Below are 16,397 nucleotides of genomic sequence, written 5' to 3' on the forward strand. Positions count from 1 at the left end.
GATCGACCGAGGGCGCGATCATCATCACCCGGGAGGATGGCTGCCCACCCGGGTCACTGGGTCGGGGCTTTCCCGGCGTCAGCGTCTACAACGCCGACACCGTGGCCGAATGCCCGCCAGCGATCTTCGACGACGACGGCGCCCTCACCAACGCGGACGAAGCGATAGGGGAGTTGGTCAACACCACCGGCGCGGGACAGTTCGCCGGCTACTACAACGACCCGCAGGCCACCGATGCCCGGCTCAGGCATGGCATGTTCTGGTCGGGCGACCTGGCCTACCGGGACGCCGACGGCTGGATCTACTTCGCGGGCCGCAGCGGCGACTGGCTCCGGGTCGACGGGGAGAACATGACCACCGCGCCTATCGAAAGGATCCTGCAGCGGCTGGGCGCGATCAGCCAGGTGGCGGTCTACGCGGTGCCCGACGAGCACGTGGGTGACCAGGTGATGGCCGCGGTCGTTTTGGTCGACAACTCCGAGTTGACGCCCGAGGAATTCGAGCGTTTCCTCGCTGACCAGGCCGATTTGTCGCCTAAGGCCTGGCCCCGCTACGTCTGGATCACCGATCGGCTCCCGACCACGGCCACCAACAAGATCCTCAAACGGGAGCTGACGGCACGCGGCACAACGCCTGGCGGCGGTGTGCTGTGGACGCGTGCTGCGCAAGCCAGGGCGTACTCGGCCGGGTCCTAGCGCGCCGGGAATGCCGGGGCGCATCTCGGTGTTTGGGGTGGTAGCGGTTGACCTGGCATAATCGACGCTCGACTCGCCAGAATCGCTTGAGGTTCTGCAATCACGCTCGACGCCGGATCCAAAACCGGGCGCGGGCGACACAAGATCGAAGAGGACAGCATGAAGACTGATATCCATCCCGCCTACGGCGAGACCACGGTGCTCTGCGGTTGTGGCAACAGCTTCACGACGCGCAGCACCAAGGAGGGCGGCCACATCGTCGTCGAGGTCTGCTCGCAGTGCCACCCGTTCTACACCGGCAAGCAGAAGATCCTGGACAGCGGCGGCCGGGTTGCTCGCTTCGAGAAGCGTTACGGCAAGCGGAAAGGTGCCGCCGCCGAGGCGGACAAGACCGACAAATAGCTGCGTCGCCGACGCCCGAACTGTGCTTGCACATGCACAGGCCGGGCGTCGGTTCGCGTTTGTGGGCAATGAGCAACGGGCAGGAGGTGAGACATGACGCAGCCGGTACAGACGATTGATGTGCTGGTAGCCGAACACGCCGAACTCGAGAACCGGTTGGCGGATCCCGAATTGCACGGCAATGCGGCCGAGGCGCGAAAGGTCGGCCGCCGGTTCGCCCGATTGGCCCCCATCGTTGCCACCTACCGCAAGCTGGAGTCGGCCCGCGACGACCTGGAAACCGCACGTGAACTGGCCGCCGACGACGCGTCGTTCGCCGATGAGGTCCCCGAACTTCAGGCGCGGGTTGCCGAGCTGGACACCCAGCTCACCGACATGCTGGCGCCGCGCGATCCGCACGACGCCGATGACATCGTGCTCGAAGTGAAGTCGGGCGAGGGCGGCGAAGAGTCGGCACTGTTCGCGGCCGACCTGGCCAGGATGTACATCCGCTACGCCGAGCGGCATGGCTGGACGGTCACGGTGCTGGACGAAACCACCTCGGATCTGGGCGGTTACAAGGACGCGACGCTGTCCATCGCCAGCAAGGGCGACTCGGCCGACGGCGTGTGGTCTCGGATGAAGTTCGAAGGTGGCGTGCACCGCGTGCAGCGCGTCCCGGTGACGGAATCCCAAGGGCGAGTACATACTTCGGCCGCGGGCGTGCTCGTCTACCCCGAGCCCGAGGAAGTCGCCGAGGTGCAGATCGACGAGTCGGACCTGCGCATCGATGTGTACCGCTCGTCGGGCAAGGGCGGCCAGGGTGTCAACACCACTGACTCGGCGGTGCGAATCACGCACCTGCCCACCGGAATCGTCGTCACCTGCCAGAACGAGCGGTCGCAGCTGCAGAACAAGGCCCGCGCCATGCTCGTGCTGGCCGCGCGCCTGCAGGCACTGGCCGAGGAGCAGGCGCAGGCCGACGCTTCGGCTGACCGGGCCAGCCAGATCCGGACCGTGGACCGCAGCGAGCGCATCCGCACCTACAACTTCCCGGAGAACCGGATCGCCGATCACCGGATCAACTTCAAATCGCACAACCTCGATCAGGTCCTCGACGGCGATCTGGATGCGCTGTTCGACGCGCTGAGCGCGGCCGACAAACAAGCGAGGCTGCAACAGGTATGACATCCCTGCGGCGCGCGATCGACTCCGCTGCGGCGACACTTGCCGAAGCCGGAATCGACTCCGCGCGCCCCGACGCCGAACTTCTCGCCGCTCATGTGACGGGTGCCGAGCGCGGCCGGCTGGCCTTACTCGACCCACCCGGGGACGACGTTCTCGGGCGTTACCGCGACGTGGTGGCCGCCCGTTCGCGGCGGGTGCCGTTGCAGCATCTCACCGGGACGGCGGCATTCGGGCCGGTGCTGCTGCACGTCGGGCCCGGCGTTTTCATACCGCGTCCGGAGACCGAGGCCGTCCTGGCCTGGGCCACCGAGCAAGACCTGGGGCCGCGTCCCGTGATCGTCGATCTGTGCACCGGATCCGGTGCACTGGCAGTGGCGTTGGCCCACAACTGCCCCACGGCCCGGATCATCGGCATCGATGACTCGGACCTTGCGCTCGACTACGCGCGACGCAACACCGAGAGAACCGTGGTTGAACTCCGGCGAGCAGACGTCGCCGAGTTGGCGTCGACGCCCGACCCGTTGGATGGACAGGTCGATCTCGTGGTGGCCAACCCGCCCTACGTTCCCGACGATGCCGTATTGGAACCTGAAGTCGCCCAACATGATCCACGGCACGCGGTATTCGGCGGACCGGACGGGATGACGGTGATCGAACCCGTCGTCCGGCTCGCCGCGCGCTGGCTGCGGTCGGGCGGACTGTTCGCCGTCGAGCACGACGACACCACGTCGTCGCAGACGGTCGAATTGATCATGGCCACAGGGTCTTTCGAACAAGTCCAGGCGCACAACGATTTGGCCGGCAGGCCAAGGTTTGTGACGGCCCGCAAGAGTGGCGCCCGTGACTCCCGTCGCGTCGATGCAGAGCGAAGCGATGAAGAGGAGTGGCGCCCGTGACGGAGCTATTTGCCTGCGCCGATCCCGACGAGCGCCTCCGCGGAATCGCCTCGGCGGCCGGGGCGCTCAAGGGTGGCCGGCTGGTGGTGATGCCGACGGACACCGTCTACGGCATCGGCGCCGACGCCTTCAATAGCGCCGCTGTCGCCGCGCTGCTGTCGGCGAAGGGCCGCGGCCGAGACATGCCGGTCGGCGTGCTGGTCGGCTCCTGGCACACCATCGAGGGCCTGGTGTACACGATGCCCGACGGGGCGCGCGACCTGATTCGCGCCTTCTGGCCGGGTGCGCTGAGCCTGGTTGTGGCACAAGCGCCTTCACTGCAATGGGATCTCGGCGATGCCCGCGGGACGGTGATGCTGCGGATGCCGCTGCATCCCGTCGCCATCGAACTGCTGCGCGAAGTCGGGCCCATGGCGGTGTCCAGCGCGAACGTCTCGGGTCGTCCGCCTGCGGTGAATGCCAACGAGGCGCGCGACCAACTCGGTGATCTCGTGGACGTATATCTCGACGCCGGTCCGTCCGAACAGGGTGCCGCCTCCACGATCGTCGACCTGACCGGCGCCGCGCCACGCATCCTGCGCGCCGGTCCGGTGACTGCCGAGCGGATCGCCGAAGTGCTCGCGGTGGACCCCGAAAGCTTGAGCGCCTAGGCGTATCCAGAGTGATTGTGGGGGCCTCAGGTTGGTGAAGTACGGTCTCGAGGTGTCCAGCGACGTAGCCGACCTTGCCAGTGGCTTGCTCGCTTTAGGGGACCGCGGCGCCGGTGTTCCGCTGCGTGAGCTTGCCCTCGTAGGACTGACCGCGGCGATCATCACCTACTTCGCGACCGGTCCGGTACGGGTGCTGGCCACCCGGTTGGGTGCGGTCGCCTATCCGCGCGAGCGCGACGTGCACGTGACCCCCACTCCACGGATGGGCGGGCTGGCGATGTTCGTCGGCGTCATCACCGCCGTGTTCCTCGCCTCCCAGCTTCCGGCCCTCACGCGCGGGTTCGTCTACTCCACCGGCATGCCCGCGGTGTTGGTGGCGGGCGCGGTGATCATGGGCATCGGCCTCATCGACGACCGTTGGGGCCTGGACGCTTTGACGAAATTCGCCGGTCAGATCACCGCCGCCAGCGTGCTGGTCACCATGGGCGTCGCCTGGAGCGTGCTCTACATCCCGATTGGCGGTGTCGGCACCATCGTGCTCGACCAGGCGTCTTCGATCCTGCTCACGCTGGCGCTGACGGTGTCGATCGTCAACGCGATGAACTTCGTCGACGGGCTCGACGGGCTGGCCGCAGGACTCGGTCTGATCACCGCGCTGGCCATCTGCATTTTCTCGATCGGTCTGCTCCGAGACCATGGCGGCGATGTGCTTTTCTATCCGCCCGCCGTCATTTCGGTGGTGCTCGCCGGGGCTTGTCTGGGATTCCTGCCGCACAACTTCCACCGCGCCAAGATCTTCATGGGCGATTCCGGTTCGATGCTGATCGGGTTGATGCTCGCGGCGGCCTCCACGACCGCGGCGGGCCCGGTCTCGCAAAGCGCCTACGGTGCGCGCGATGTGTTTGCCCTGTTGTCACCGTTTCTTTTGGTGGTGGCGGTCATGTTCGTGCCGATGCTCGATCTGCTGCTGGCGATCGTGCGCCGCACCCGGGCGGGCCGCAGCGCATTCAGTCCCGACAAGATGCACCTGCATCACCGGTTGCTGCAGATCGGTCATTCGCATCGACGAGTGGTGCTGTTGATTTATCTGTGGGTGGGCATTGTCGCGTTCGGTGCGGCGAGCACCATCTTCTTCGACCCTCGCGACACGGGCGCGGTGATGCTGGGCGCGATCGTGGTCGCCGGCATCGCCACGGCGATCCCACTCATGCGCCGCCGCGACGATTACGAAGACGAGGGCTACGACAGCAAGTAGTAGTGAGGTTCGTCATATGGTACGGTGCAGGTAGAACCCCAAAAAGCCGTGCAGGTTGCCGGTCCATCGGAGATCAATTCGGTGGCGCTGGTTGAGGACTCATGTCGGGAGATACCCCTTGGGTGATTCCACTGTGACGTGCGATACGCTCGGCGGACCACCGATCAGTCGGTCGGAGGGGTCCCTGTTCCAACAACCCGGGATTGAGGTGCTGCAGTGACGACACCAGCGCAGGATGCGCCGTTGGTGTTTCCCTCTGTTGCTTTCCGCCCCATTCGTCTCTTCCTGATCAGTCTCGGGATCACTGCGGTAGCGGTGATCGCCGCCGTCTGGGCGGGCCACCCGAAAGTCGGGATGTTTTTCGGAATCGGTCTGCTGCTGGGTTTGCTCAATGCCGTTCTGGTGCAGCGCTCCGTTAATTCGATTACCGCGAAAGAGCATCCGGCGAAAAGCTCGATGGCTCTCAACTCCGCGGTGCGCTTGGCGATCATCACCGTCGTCGGGTTGATCATCGCGTTCACATTCCGGCCCGAGGGACTGGGTGTGGTGTTCGGGCTGGCGCTTTTCCAGGTGCTGCTGGTCGCATCGACCGCGCTGCCGGTGTGGAAGAAGCTGCGCTCTGGCGAGGGATTCGCGCCCGCCGACCAACTCGGGGCCTCGGAAGGAACAGAGGAGAGGACCACCGGCGATGACTGACATGACCTTCCTGGCCGAATCCGCCATCGAGGTCGGCGAGCACAAGCACGCCACGTGGCTTGGCTTGACTGTCAACACCGACACCATCATGTCGACCGGGATCGCCGCGTTGATCGTGCTCGCGCTGGCCTTCTTCCTGCGCGCGAAGATCACCTCCACCGGCGTCCCGAGTGGCGTTCAGCTGTTCTGGGAGGCCATCACCGTCCAGATGCGCGATCAGATCGAGAGCGCGGTCGGGATGCGGATCGCGCCCTTCGTGTTGCCGCTGGCCGTCACCATCTTCGTGTTTATCCTGATCTCCAACTGGCTTTCGGTGCTGCCGCTGCAATACACCGACGCCAAGGGGCACGCCACGGAGCTGCTGAGCTCGGCGGCCGCGGACATCAACTACGTACTGGCGCTGGCTCTGTTCGTCTTCGTCTGCTATCACGTGGCGGGCATCTGGCGCCGCGGCATCATCGGACACCCGCTCGCCGTGCTCAAGGGTCACGTGGCTTTCCTGGCGCCGATCAACCTCGTCGAGGAACTCGCCAAGCCGATCTCGTTGTCGCTCCGACTTTTCGGCAACATCTTCGCCGGCGGCATCCTGGTCGCGCTGATCGCGCTGTTCCCGCCGTACATCATGTGGGCGCCCAACGCCATCTGGAAGGCCTTCGACCTGTTCGTCGGGGCGATCCAAGCCTTCATCTTTTCGATTCTGACCATCTTGTACTTCAGTCAGTCCATGGAGATCGAGGAAGACCATGACTGAGATCATCATGAATTGGTTTGAGCCACACCCCATTACAGGAGCCTGGTAGATCACTACCAGTTAAAAGGAGGAAAAGAATGGCCCTGGACCCCCAAGTCGCTGCCGCTGCACTCATCGGCGGTGGACTCATCATGGGCGGCGGCGCGATCGGTGCCGGTATCGGTGACGGCATTGCCGGTAACGCACTGGTTTCCGGTATCGCCCGGCAACCCGAGGCACAAGGCCGGCTGTTTACGCCGTTCTTCATCACCGTCGGTCTGGTTGAGGCGGCCTACTTCATCAACCTGGCCTTCATGGCGCTGTTCGTCTTCGCTACACCCGTCGGCACCTAGTTCGCTGTGATGGGTGACGCAAGCCTGAGCGTTCTGGCATCAAGCCAGGTGGTGGCGGGGGGAAACAACTTTCTCGTCCCCAACGGCACTTTCTTCTTCGTGCTGGCCATCTTCCTGGTCGTGCTCGGCATCATCGGCACCTGGGTTGTGCCGCCGGTCATGAAGGTGTTGCGCGAGCGCGACGCCATGGTCGCTAAGACCGCGGCCGACAACAAGAAGTCGTCCGAGCAGTTCGAAGCTGCCCGGGCCGATTACGAAGAAGCTATGAAGGAAGGCCGCGTTCAGGCGGGGGCGTTTCGCGACAATGCCCGATCGGAGGGCCGTAAGGTCATCGAAGACGCGCGCGCCGAAGCTGAGCGACAAGTGATGTCGACGTTGCAAATGGCTGCCGAACAATTGAAGCGCGAGAGGGACGCAGTGGAACTGGATCTGCGCGCCAACGTCGGGAGCATGTCGTCGACCCTGGCCAGTCGAATCCTCGGCGTCGACGTCACCACGTCTGCTGCGACAAGGTAACTATCGATGTCGACTTTTATTGGGCAGTTGATCGGATTCGCGGCCATCGTGTTGCTGGTGTGGCGCTATGTGGTGCCGCCGGTGCGCCGGATGATGACCGCTCGCCAAGAGGCGGTGCGCCAACAGTTGAAGGATTCGGCGGCCGCGGCGGATCGGCTGAAGGATGCGAATCACGCCCACAGCAAGGCCGTCGAGGAAGCTGAGTCGGAGGCGAAACGGCTGGTCGAAGAAGCACAGAGCGACGCCGAGCGTATTACCGAACAAATGCGGGCCCAAGCCGTTGTCGAGGCGGACCGACTCAAGTCGCAAGGTGGCCGCCAGGCCGAACTTTTGCGGACCCAGCTGGTCCGGCAGCTGCGCCTAGAGCTCGGCCACGAATCTGTCCGCCAAGCAGGCGAATTGGTGCGTGCCTACGTGAACGACCCAGAACAGCAATCGGCGACCGTCGATCGTTTCCTGGACGAGCTCGACGACATGGCGCCGGCCTCGGCCGAGGTGGACTATCCACTTCTGGCGAAGATGCGCTCGGCCAGTCGGCAGGCTCTGGGCAACCTGACGGATCGATTCAACACCATTGCCAAGGACCTCGATGGTCAAGCACTGGAGAAGCTTTCCGCCGAGTTGGTGTCGGTGGCTGGCATGCTGCACCGTGAGATCGTCGTTACCCGCTATCTCACCGTGCCGGCCGAAGACGCCGCGCCGCGGATCCAGCTGATCGAGCGGCTCGTATCCGGCAAGGTTGGCGATGCCACGCTCGACGTGCTGCGGGCTGCGGTCTCAGAGCGGTGGTCTGCCAACTCGGATCTGATTGACGCCATCGAGCATGTGTCGCGGCAAGCGTTATTGGAAGTCGCCGAACGCGAAGATCGGGTCGACGAGGTCGAAGATCAGCTCTTCCGGTTTTCCCGAATTCTGGACGCGCAGCCACGGCTTGCCCTCCTGTTGGGCGATTACGGACTACCGGCCGAAGGCCGTATTGGGTTGCTGCGCAACGTGCTCAAGAGCGCGAGCGGCAGAAGCAACAGGATTACGAACGCATTGCTGGCCCAGACTGTCGAGCTGTTGAGAGGCGAGCCGGCCGAGGAGGCACTGAAGTTTCTGGCAGAAGTTGCAGTGGCGCGCCGCGGCGAAGTCGTCGCGCAGGTCCGTGCGGCCGCCGAACTCAGCGATGCTCAGCGAACTCGCCTGACCGAAGTGCTCGCCCGCATCTACGGTCATCCGGTGACGGTGCACCTGCAGATCGACACCGAGCTGCTGGGTGGGTTGCAAATCGCTGTGGCTGACGAGGTGATCGACGGTACGCTCGCGTCTCGTCTGGACGCGGCCAAAGCCCAGCTACCCGACTGAACACACGACCACAACCCTTGCGAACGAAGATCAAGTAGGAAGACGAAAAGCCATGGCCGAGTTGACAATCTCCGCTGATGACATCCAGAGCGCAATCGAGGAGTACGTAGGCTCCTTTACCTCCGACACATCCCGCGAGGAGATCGGTACCGTCGTCGACGCCGGAGACGGCATCGCTCACGTCGAGGGTTTGCCGTCCGTGATGACCCAAGAGCTGCTCGAGTTCCCAGGCGGAGTCCTGGGCGTCGCGCTCAACCTCGACGAGCACAGCGTGGGCGCGGTGATCCTGGGTGATTTCGAGAAAATTGAAGAAGGTCAGCAGGTCAAGCGCACTGGCGAAGTGTTGTCGGTCCCCGTCGGCGACGCGTTCTTGGGGCGGGTGGTCAACCCCCTGGGGCAGCCGATCGACGGGCAGGGCGACATCGACACCGACACGCGGCGCGCCCTCGAGATTCAGGCGCCCTCCGTGGTGCAGCGCCAAAGCGTGAAAGAGCCGTTGCAGACCGGGATTAAGGCCATCGACGCGATGACCCCGATCGGCCGAGGCCAGCGGCAGCTGATCATCGGCGACCGCAAGACCGGCAAGACGGCGGTGTGCGTCGACACCATCCTTAACCAGCGCCAGAACTGGGAGACGGGCGACGAGCGCAAGCAGGTGCGCTGCGTGTACGTCGCAATCGGCCAGAAGGGCACCACGATCGCATCCGTCCGCCGAGTGCTGGACGAGGGCGGCGCGATGGACTACACCACTATTGTGGCGGCACCGGCGTCCGACTCGGCAGGGTTCAAATGGCTTGCGCCGTATACCGGTTCGGCGATTGCTCAGCACTGGATGTACGAGGGCAAGCATGTGTTGATCGTCTTTGACGACTTGAGCAAGCAGGCCGAGGCGTACCGCGCAATCTCGCTGTTGCTGCGCCGCCCGCCCGGCCGTGAGGCCTACCCGGGTGATGTTTTCTACTTGCACTCGCGGCTGCTGGAGCGTTGCGCCAAGCTCTCCGAGGACCTCGGTGGCGGCTCGCTGACCGGTCTGCCCGTCATCGAGACCAAAGCCAACGATATTTCGGCCTACATCCCGACGAACGTCATCTCGATTACCGACGGGCAGTGCTTCCTTGAGTCCGACCTGTTCAACCAAGGTGTCCGGCCGGCCATCAACGTCGGTGTCTCGGTGTCCCGGGTGGGTGGTGCGGCGCAGATCAAGGCCATGAAGGAGGTGGCCGGCTCATTGCGCCTGGACTTGTCGCAGTACCGCGAATTGGAGTCGTTCGCGGCCTTCGCTTCGGACCTTGACGCCACGTCCAAGGCGCAACTGGAGCGCGGTGAACGGCTGGTCGAATTGCTCAAGCAACGGCAGTACCAGCCCATGCCAGTTGAGGAGCAGGTGGTCTCGATCTTCTTGGGAACCGGCGGTCACCTGGACTCGGTACCCGTCGAGGACGTCAGGCGGTTCGAGACGGAGTTGCTGGACCACATGCGGGCTTCCGAAGAGAAGTTCCTCGCCGGAATCCGCGACAGCCAGAAGCTCTCCGAGGAGGGCGAGAACCAGCTCACCGAGATCATCAAGAACTTCAAGAAGGGCTTTGCGGCCTCGGGTGGCGGCTCGGTGGTGCCCGACGAGCACGTCGAGGCGATGGACGAGGGGGAGCTGACAAAGGAGTCGGTGCAAGTAAAGAAGGACAAGCCCGCGGAGACGAAGGAATCCAAAGACACCAAGAAGAACGCGGATAAGGACAAGAAGTAGTTAACGATGGCTGCCACACTTCGCGAATTACGCGGCCGAATTCGCTCGGCAGGGTCGATCAAGAAGATCACCAAGGCTCAGGAGATGATCGCGACATCGCGCATCGGCAGGGCACAGGCTCGGCTGGAATCCGCAAGGCCCTACGCATTCCAGATCACCTCGATGCTTCTGACCCTGTCTGCCGAAGCCGCTCTGGACCACCCGTTGCTGGTCGAGCGAGAAGAACCAAAGCGGGCCGGCGTCCTGGTGGTGTCCTCCGACCGTGGTTTGTGCGGTGCTTACAACTCCAGCATCTTCCGTCGCTCCGAGGAGCTCTTTTCCCTGCTGAGGGAGGAGGGAAAGACGCCGGTGCTGTACACGGTCGGTCGAAAGGCGCTGAACTACTTTAAATTCCGCAATTGGGACGTCACCGAGTCTTGGACGGGCTTCTCCGAACAACCCCAGTACGAAAACGCCGCGGAGATCGGTTCGACCTTGGTCGATGCTTTCATGAAGGGCGCGGGAGACGACGAGGATCGGCAGGCCGAGGACGGCCAGGGCGTCGATGAACTGCACATCGTCTATTCGGAGTTCAAGTCGATGATGTCGCAAACGGCAGTGGCCCACCGTATTGCTCCGCTGGTGGTGGAATACGTAGAGGAAGATCAGGAACTACACACCCTGTACTCCTTCGAGCCGGACGCGACGACGCTGTTCGACGCGCTGCTGCCCCGGTACCTGACAACCCGTGTGTACACGGCAATGCTCGAATCCGCGGCCTCGGAGTTGGCATCGCGCCAACGTGCGATGAAGTCGGCAACCGACAACGCAGACGACCTGATCAAAGAGTTGACACTAATGGCGAACCGCGAGCGGCAAGCCCAGATCACCCAAGAGATTAGCGAAATCGTTGGCGGCGCAAATGCGCTCGCCGATGCCGACGCTGGGTAGCACCACGAGGAAGAAGAATATGACTGCTACTGATGAAAAGACCGAAAAGTCGCGCGACACCGGCACCAGCGGCCGTGTGGTACGTATCACCGGACCCGTCGTCGACGTCGAGTTCCCGCGGGGTTCGGTGCCGGAGTTGTTCAACGCGCTGCACGCCGAGGTTACGTTCGAGGAGCTTGCGAAGACCCTCACGCTGGAGGTTGCGCAACACCTCGGTGACAACCTGGTACGCACCATCTCGATGCAACCCACCGACGGCTTGGTGCGCGGGGTTGAGGTCACCGACACCGGTAGCTCGATCTCGGTGCCGGTTGGCGAGGAGGTCAAGGGCCACGTCTTCAACGCGCTAGGGCACTGCCTGGACAAGGAGGGGTACGGCGAAGACTTCGACCACTGGTCGATTCACCGTAAGCCGCCGCCGTTCGAGGAGCTCGAGCCTCGCACCGAAATGCTCGAGACCGGCCTGAAGGTCGTAGATCTGCTCACGCCGTATGTCCGTGGCGGCAAGATCGCACTGTTCGGCGGTGCCGGCGTGGGCAAGACGGTGCTCATCCAGGAGATGATCAACCGTATCGCTCGTAACTTCGGTGGGACTTCGGTTTTCGGCGGCGTAGGGGAGCGCACCCGCGAGGGCAACGACCTCTGGGTTGAGCTCAAGGAAGCCGATGTCCTCAAGGACACCGCGCTGGTATTCGGTCAGATGGACGAGCCGCCCGGCACCCGTATGCGGGTGGCGCTTTCCGCGCTGACGATGGCGGAGTGGTTCCGCGACGAGGCGGGCCAGGACGTTCTGCTCTTCATCGACAACATCTTCCGGTTCACCCAGGCGGGCTCGGAGGTATCGACACTGCTCGGTCGCATGCCCTCGGCGGTGGGTTACCAGCCCACACTGGCCGACGAGATGGGCGAGCTGCAGGAGCGCATTACCTCAACACGGGGACGGTCAATCACGTCGATGCAAGCGGTCTACGTGCCCGCGGATGACTACACCGACCCCGCGCCGGCGACGACGTTCGCGCACCTGGACGCCACCACCGAACTCTCCCGTAACGTGTTTTCGAAGGGCATCTTCCCGGCCGTGGACCCGTTGGCCTCGAGCTCGACGATCCTCGACCCCAGCGTCGTCGGTGACGAGCACTACCGCGTGGCGCAAGAAGTCATCCGAATCCTGCAGCGCTACAAGGATCTTCAGGACATCATCGCAATTCTCGGCATCGACGAGCTATCCGAAGAGGACAAGCAACTCGTCCAGCGAGCACGACGCATCGAACGTTTCCTGTCGCAGAACATGATGGCGGCTGAGCAGTTCACCGGTCAGCCGGGTTCGACGGTTCCGCTGAAGGAGACCATCGAGGCATTCGACAAGCTGACGAAAGGCGACTTCGACCACATACCCGAGCAGGCATTCTTCCTGATCGGCGGTCTCGACGACCTGGCCAAGAAGGCCGAAGGCTTCGGCGCCAAACTGGATTCCTGAGGCTAAGTCGAAAGGCGTTGTGGCATGGCCGATTTAAACGTTCAGATAGTCGCCGTAGACCGGAAGATCTGGTCGGGTGAGGCGACGTTCCTGTTCACCCGCACCACCGTCGGTGAAATCGGGATCCTGCCTCGCCACATCCCGTTGGTAGCCCAGCTGGTCGACGATGCGATGGTGCGCGTCGAGCGGGAAGGCGAAGACGATCTGCGGATCGCGGTCGACGGCGGCTTTTTGTCGGTCACCGAGGAGGCGGTCACGATTCTTGCCGAATCCGCCGAGTTCTCCTCGGAAATCGACGAGAGTTCCGCCAGGGAGGATTCCGAGTCCGACGATCCCCGCATCGCGGCCCGGGGGCGCGCTAGATTGCGCGCTGTCGGCGCGATCGACTAATCGCCGATGAGCACGCCCATGGTTGGCATGGTCGTGCTCGTCGTTGTGCTGGGGGCGGCCGTCGCGGCGCTGAGCTATCGGCTATGGAAGCTACGCCAGGGCGGAACGGCGGCGATCATGCGGGACATCCCGGCGGACGGAGGGCATGGCTGGCGGCACGGCGTAATCCGTTACCGCGGTGGCGAAGCCGCCTTCTATCGGCTGTCCAGCCTGCGTTTGTGGCCCGATCGCCGGCTAAGTCGCAGGGGTGTGGAGATCGTGACGCGGCGCGCCCCGCGTGGCGACGAATTCGACATCATGACCGACGAGATCGTCGTCCTGGAGTTGCGTGACACCACGCAGGACCGCCGGTCAGGTCACGAGATCGCGCTGGACAAGGGGGCGCTGACCGCGTTCCTGTCCTGGCTGGAATCCCGGCCGTCGCCGCGCGCACGCCGTCGCAGCTTCTAACGCATTGTCGTGTGAGAACGGGCTTTTCGGCTAGCTCGCGTCGGTCTTGCCGCCGCCGGGTTTCCAGAGCACATCGCCGTCGGGGTTGGCCACCCGCGTCAGGATGAACAGCAGGTCCGACAGCCGGTTCAGGTACTTCGCCGGCAGGGTGTTCACCCGTTCCGGGTCGGCGTCGACCGCTGCCCACGCTGAGCGCTCCGCGCGACGTGCCACGGTACGCGCGACGTGCAGCAGGGCCGACAATGCTGAACCACCGGGCAGCACAAAGGAATTCAGTGCGGGCAACGGCTCGTTGTACCGGTCGCACCACCCTTCGAGCCGATCGATGTAGGGCTGGGTGACGCGCAGCGGGGGGTACTCCGGGTTCTCTACCACGGGTGTCGAGAGGTCCGCGCCGGCGTCGAACAAGTCGTTCTGGACCTGTCGGAGCACGCCCGCGAGTTCCTCATCGGGCTGGCCCAACGCGATTGCCACGCCGATCGCGGAGTTGGCCTCGTCGCAATCCGCATACGCCACCAGGCGGGGATCGTTCTTGGAGACCCGCGAGAAGTCGCTCAGTCCCGTCGTGCCGTCGTCACCGGTTCGCGTATAAATGCGGGTCAGATGTACAGCCATGGACAAACCGTACTCGGGCGACTGACTTGGCTGACTGACAAGCCGATACCGCTTCACTAGACTGACGCGGGTGGCTGAGCGATTCGTGGTGACCGGCGGCAACCGGTTGTCAGGCGAAGTCGCAGTAGGGGGCGCTAAAAACAGCGTCCTCAAGCTCATGGCCGCGACGCTGCTGGCCGAGGGCACCAGCACGATCACCAATTGTCCCGACATCCTCGACGTGCCGCTGATGGCGGAGGTGTTGCGCGGCTTGGGCGCCACCGTCGAACTCGACGGCGACGTCGCCCGAATCACCTCGCCCGACGAGCCGAAATACGATGCCGACTTCGCGGCGGTGCGACAGTTCCGGGCTTCGGTCTGCGTGCTCGGCCCGTTGGTCGGTCGGTGCAAGCGGGCCCGGGTCGCCCTTCCCGGAGGCGACGCGATCGGGTCCCGTCCGCTGGACATGCATCAGGCCGGTCTGCGCCAGCTCGGTGCGCAATGCAACATCGAGCACGGATGCGTCGTCGCCCGGGCCGATACGTTGCGCGGCGCGGAGATTCAGCTGGAATTTCCGTCAGTGGGGGCGACCGAGAACATCCTGATGGCCGCGGTCGTGGCCGAGGGCGTGACCACAATCCACAACGCGGCCCGCGAACCCGACGTCGTGGACCTGTGCACGATGCTGAACCAGATGGGCGCGCAGGTCGAGGGCGCGGGCTCGCCGACCATGACGATCACCGGCGTGCCGCGGCTCTACCCGACCGAACATCGCGTGATCGGGGACCGCATCGTCGCCGCCACCTGGGGCATTGCGGCGGCGATGACCCACGGCGACATCTCGGTGACCGGCGTGGACCCGGCTCATCTGCAGGTGGTGTTGCACAAACTGCACGACGCCGGCGGCACCGTCACCCAGACAGACAACAGTTTTCGGGTGACCCAGTACGAGCGGCCGAAGGCGGTCAACGTCGCGACGCTGCCGTTCCCCGGATTTCCCACCGACCTGCAGCCGATGGCCATCGCCCTGGCGTCGATCGCCGACGGCACATCGATGATCACGGAAAACGTTTTCGAAGCCCGCTTCCGATTCGTCGAGGAAATGATCCGGCTCGGCGCCGATGCACGGACCGACGGGCATCACGCCGTCGTGCGCGGTCTGCCGCAATTGTCGAGCGCGCCGGTCTGGTGTTCGGACATTCGGGCCGGCGCCGGCCTGGTGTTGGCGGGGCTGGTTGCCGACGGCGACACCGAGGTCCACGACGTGTTTCACATCGATCGCGGCTACCCGTTGTTCGTGGAGAACCTGGCGATTTTGGGAGCGGAGATCGAGCGGGTAGAGTAACCAAAGTCAGTGCCCCACAAGCGCGATCACCAACGCGAAGGTGGACGAGATTGGGGCCTTGACTCCCTCGCTGGATTGGTACTAGCCTGGCACGGCTGCTCCCGAAACGGTCTTCTGAAGACCAAAAACTGGGAGTTGACTCCACTGCCGGACTTGTATTAAGCTGGCAGGGTTGCCCCAAAACGGGCGAAACAAGTGTTGTTTGAGAACTCAATAGTGTGTTTGGTTTATTTATTTGTTGTTGTTTTTTGGCCATACTTGCGCCCCCCGTGTGTGGGTATGGTCGTTTTTTGATGCCAGTTATTTGGTGTCTTTTTGTTAGGTCAGATTATCTCTGATTGTGAATTCACCTCGTTATCGAGGAGTTTTTGTTTGGAGAGTTTGATCCTGGCTCAGGACGAACGCTGGCGGCGTGCTTAACACATGCAAGTCGAACGGAAAGGTCTCTTCGGAGATACTCGAGTGGCGAACGGGTGAGTAACACGTGGGCAATCTGCCCTGCACTTCGGGATAAGCCTGGGAAACTGGGTCTAATACCGGATAGGACCACGAGACGCATGTCTTGTGGTGGAAAGCTTTTGCGGTGTGGGATGGGCCCGCGGCCTATCAGCTAGTTGGTGGGGTGACGGCCTACCAAGGCGACGACGGGTAGCCGGCCTGAGAGGGTGTCCGGCCACACTGGGACTGAGATACGGCCCAGACTCCTACGGGAGGCAGCAGTGGGGAATATTGCACAATGGGCGCAAGCCTGATGCAGCGA

17 protein-coding genes, 1 rRNA gene and 1 pseudogene are annotated in these 16,397 nt (G+C 63.7%); 18 read left to right on the plus strand and 1 reads right to left on the minus strand.

Annotated features, from left to right (window positions below):
* From JOZ00_RS23595 to JOZ00_RS23670, 16 genes and pseudogenes are all read left to right on the plus strand, one after another.
* A pseudogene (locus JOZ00_RS23595) lies at positions 1-695 on the plus strand (AMP-binding protein); the annotation flags it as partial.
* A 159-nt stretch (positions 696-854) separates the two neighbouring features.
* Positions 855-1,097, plus strand: coding sequence for a 50S ribosomal protein L31 (gene rpmE / locus JOZ00_RS23600; protein ID WP_293348904.1), 243 nt, complete (start codon positions 855-857; stop codon positions 1,095-1,097).
* Positions 1,098-1,190: 93 nt separating this feature from the next.
* A complete protein-coding gene (gene prfA, locus JOZ00_RS23605) occupies positions 1,191-2,264 on the plus strand; it encodes a peptide chain release factor 1 (protein WP_293348907.1) in 1,074 nt (357 codons plus the stop codon).
* Positions 2,261-3,160, plus strand: a complete 900-nt coding sequence (prmC, locus tag JOZ00_RS23610; RefSeq protein ID WP_293348910.1) for a peptide chain release factor N(5)-glutamine methyltransferase — start codon at positions 2,261-2,263, stop codon at positions 3,158-3,160. The genes prfA and prmC overlap by 4 nt, the downstream gene beginning before the upstream one ends.
* Positions 3,157-3,810: an L-threonylcarbamoyladenylate synthase gene (locus JOZ00_RS23615; protein WP_293348913.1), complete on the plus strand. Its 654-nt coding sequence runs from the start codon at positions 3,157-3,159 to the stop codon at positions 3,808-3,810. Before prmC ends, JOZ00_RS23615 begins: the two co-directional genes overlap by 4 nt.
* Before the next feature lie 34 nt (positions 3,811-3,844).
* Complete coding sequence (locus JOZ00_RS23620; RefSeq protein WP_293348916.1) at positions 3,845-5,065, plus strand: MraY family glycosyltransferase; 1,221 nt, start codon at positions 3,845-3,847, stop codon at positions 5,063-5,065.
* Positions 5,066-5,281: 216 nt separating this feature from the next.
* Entirely contained in the window at positions 5,282-5,761 is a 480-nt protein-coding gene (locus JOZ00_RS23625; RefSeq protein ID WP_293348919.1) for an ATP synthase subunit I, read from the plus strand.
* Positions 5,754-6,512 (plus strand): F0F1 ATP synthase subunit A, encoded by a 759-nt coding sequence (gene atpB / locus JOZ00_RS23630; RefSeq protein ID WP_293348922.1) that lies wholly within the window; start codon positions 5,754-5,756, stop codon positions 6,510-6,512. The genes JOZ00_RS23625 and atpB overlap by 8 nt, the downstream gene beginning before the upstream one ends.
* Positions 6,513-6,595: 83 nt before the next feature.
* Positions 6,596-6,844 (plus strand): F0F1 ATP synthase subunit C, encoded by a 249-nt coding sequence (locus JOZ00_RS23635; protein WP_024636915.1) that lies wholly within the window; start codon positions 6,596-6,598, stop codon positions 6,842-6,844.
* 9 nt (positions 6,845-6,853) lie between these two features.
* Complete coding sequence (locus JOZ00_RS23640; RefSeq protein WP_293348925.1) at positions 6,854-7,360, plus strand: F0F1 ATP synthase subunit B; 507 nt, start codon at positions 6,854-6,856, stop codon at positions 7,358-7,360.
* Between the two features lie 6 nt (positions 7,361-7,366).
* Positions 7,367-8,707, plus strand: coding sequence for a F0F1 ATP synthase subunit B/delta (locus JOZ00_RS23645; RefSeq protein ID WP_293348928.1), 1,341 nt, complete (start codon positions 7,367-7,369; stop codon positions 8,705-8,707).
* 52 nt (positions 8,708-8,759) lie between these two features.
* A complete protein-coding gene (gene atpA / locus JOZ00_RS23650) occupies positions 8,760-10,451 on the plus strand; it encodes a F0F1 ATP synthase subunit alpha (protein WP_293348931.1) in 1,692 nt (563 codons plus the stop codon).
* A gap of 6 nt (positions 10,452-10,457) precedes the next feature.
* A complete protein-coding gene (locus JOZ00_RS23655) occupies positions 10,458-11,381 on the plus strand; it encodes a F0F1 ATP synthase subunit gamma (protein WP_293348934.1) in 924 nt (307 codons plus the stop codon).
* Between the two features lie 19 nt (positions 11,382-11,400).
* Positions 11,401-12,858, plus strand: coding sequence for a F0F1 ATP synthase subunit beta (gene atpD / locus JOZ00_RS23660; RefSeq protein WP_293348937.1), 1,458 nt, complete (start codon positions 11,401-11,403; stop codon positions 12,856-12,858).
* Between the two features lie 24 nt (positions 12,859-12,882).
* Positions 12,883-13,248: a F0F1 ATP synthase subunit epsilon gene (locus JOZ00_RS23665; protein ID WP_293348940.1), complete on the plus strand. Its 366-nt coding sequence runs from the start codon at positions 12,883-12,885 to the stop codon at positions 13,246-13,248.
* 6 nt (positions 13,249-13,254) lie between these two features.
* On the plus strand, positions 13,255-13,698 hold the full coding sequence (locus JOZ00_RS23670; RefSeq protein WP_293348943.1) for a DUF2550 domain-containing protein: 444 nt from the start codon (positions 13,255-13,257) through the stop codon (positions 13,696-13,698).
* Between the two features lie 30 nt (positions 13,699-13,728).
* On the opposite strand, the gene JOZ00_RS23675 is transcribed toward JOZ00_RS23670, so the two are convergent.
* On the minus strand, positions 13,729-14,313 hold the full coding sequence (locus tag JOZ00_RS23675) for a cob(I)yrinic acid a,c-diamide adenosyltransferase (RefSeq protein ID WP_293348946.1): 585 nt from the start codon (positions 14,311-14,313) through the stop codon (positions 13,729-13,731).
* A gap of 70 nt (positions 14,314-14,383) precedes the next feature.
* Here JOZ00_RS23675 and murA point away from each other — a divergent pair, with 70 nt between their 5' ends.
* Positions 14,384-15,637: a UDP-N-acetylglucosamine 1-carboxyvinyltransferase gene (gene murA / locus JOZ00_RS23680; protein ID WP_293348949.1), complete on the plus strand. Its 1,254-nt coding sequence runs from the start codon at positions 14,384-14,386 to the stop codon at positions 15,635-15,637.
* A gap of 369 nt (positions 15,638-16,006) precedes the next feature.
* Positions 16,007-16,397: ribosomal RNA gene (locus JOZ00_RS23685) — 16S ribosomal RNA — on the plus strand; the annotation flags it as partial.

Source organism: Mycobacterium sp. (genome assembly GCF_019243155.1).
Lineage (GTDB): Bacteria > Actinomycetota > Actinomycetes > Mycobacteriales > Mycobacteriaceae > Mycobacterium.

Bases quoted from the DNA above. Each gene is read 5' to 3' on its own strand.
- JOZ00_RS23655 (WP_293348934.1), top strand. From the start codon at position 10,458: ATGGCTGCCACACTTCGCGAATTACGCGGCCGAATTCGCTCGGCAGGG.
- JOZ00_RS23675 (WP_293348946.1), bottom strand. From the start codon at position 14,313: ATGGCTGTACATCTGACCCGCATTTATACGCGAACCGGTGACGACGGC.
- JOZ00_RS23640 (WP_293348925.1), top strand. From the start codon at position 6,854: ATGGGTGACGCAAGCCTGAGCGTTCTGGCATCAAGCCAGGTGGTGGCG.
- atpD (WP_293348937.1), top strand. From the start codon at position 11,401: ATGACTGCTACTGATGAAAAGACCGAAAAGTCGCGCGACACCGGCACC.
- rpmE (WP_293348904.1), top strand. From the start codon at position 855: ATGAAGACTGATATCCATCCCGCCTACGGCGAGACCACGGTGCTCTGC.
- atpB (WP_293348922.1), top strand. From the start codon at position 5,754: ATGACTGACATGACCTTCCTGGCCGAATCCGCCATCGAGGTCGGCGAG.
- atpA (WP_293348931.1), top strand. From the start codon at position 8,760: ATGGCCGAGTTGACAATCTCCGCTGATGACATCCAGAGCGCAATCGAG.
- JOZ00_RS23670 (WP_293348943.1), top strand. From the start codon at position 13,255: ATGAGCACGCCCATGGTTGGCATGGTCGTGCTCGTCGTTGTGCTGGGG.
- JOZ00_RS23645 (WP_293348928.1), top strand. From the start codon at position 7,367: ATGTCGACTTTTATTGGGCAGTTGATCGGATTCGCGGCCATCGTGTTG.
- prmC (WP_293348910.1), top strand. From the start codon at position 2,261: ATGACATCCCTGCGGCGCGCGATCGACTCCGCTGCGGCGACACTTGCC.
- prfA (WP_293348907.1), top strand. From the start codon at position 1,191: ATGACGCAGCCGGTACAGACGATTGATGTGCTGGTAGCCGAACACGCC.
- JOZ00_RS23665 (WP_293348940.1), top strand. From the start codon at position 12,883: ATGGCCGATTTAAACGTTCAGATAGTCGCCGTAGACCGGAAGATCTGG.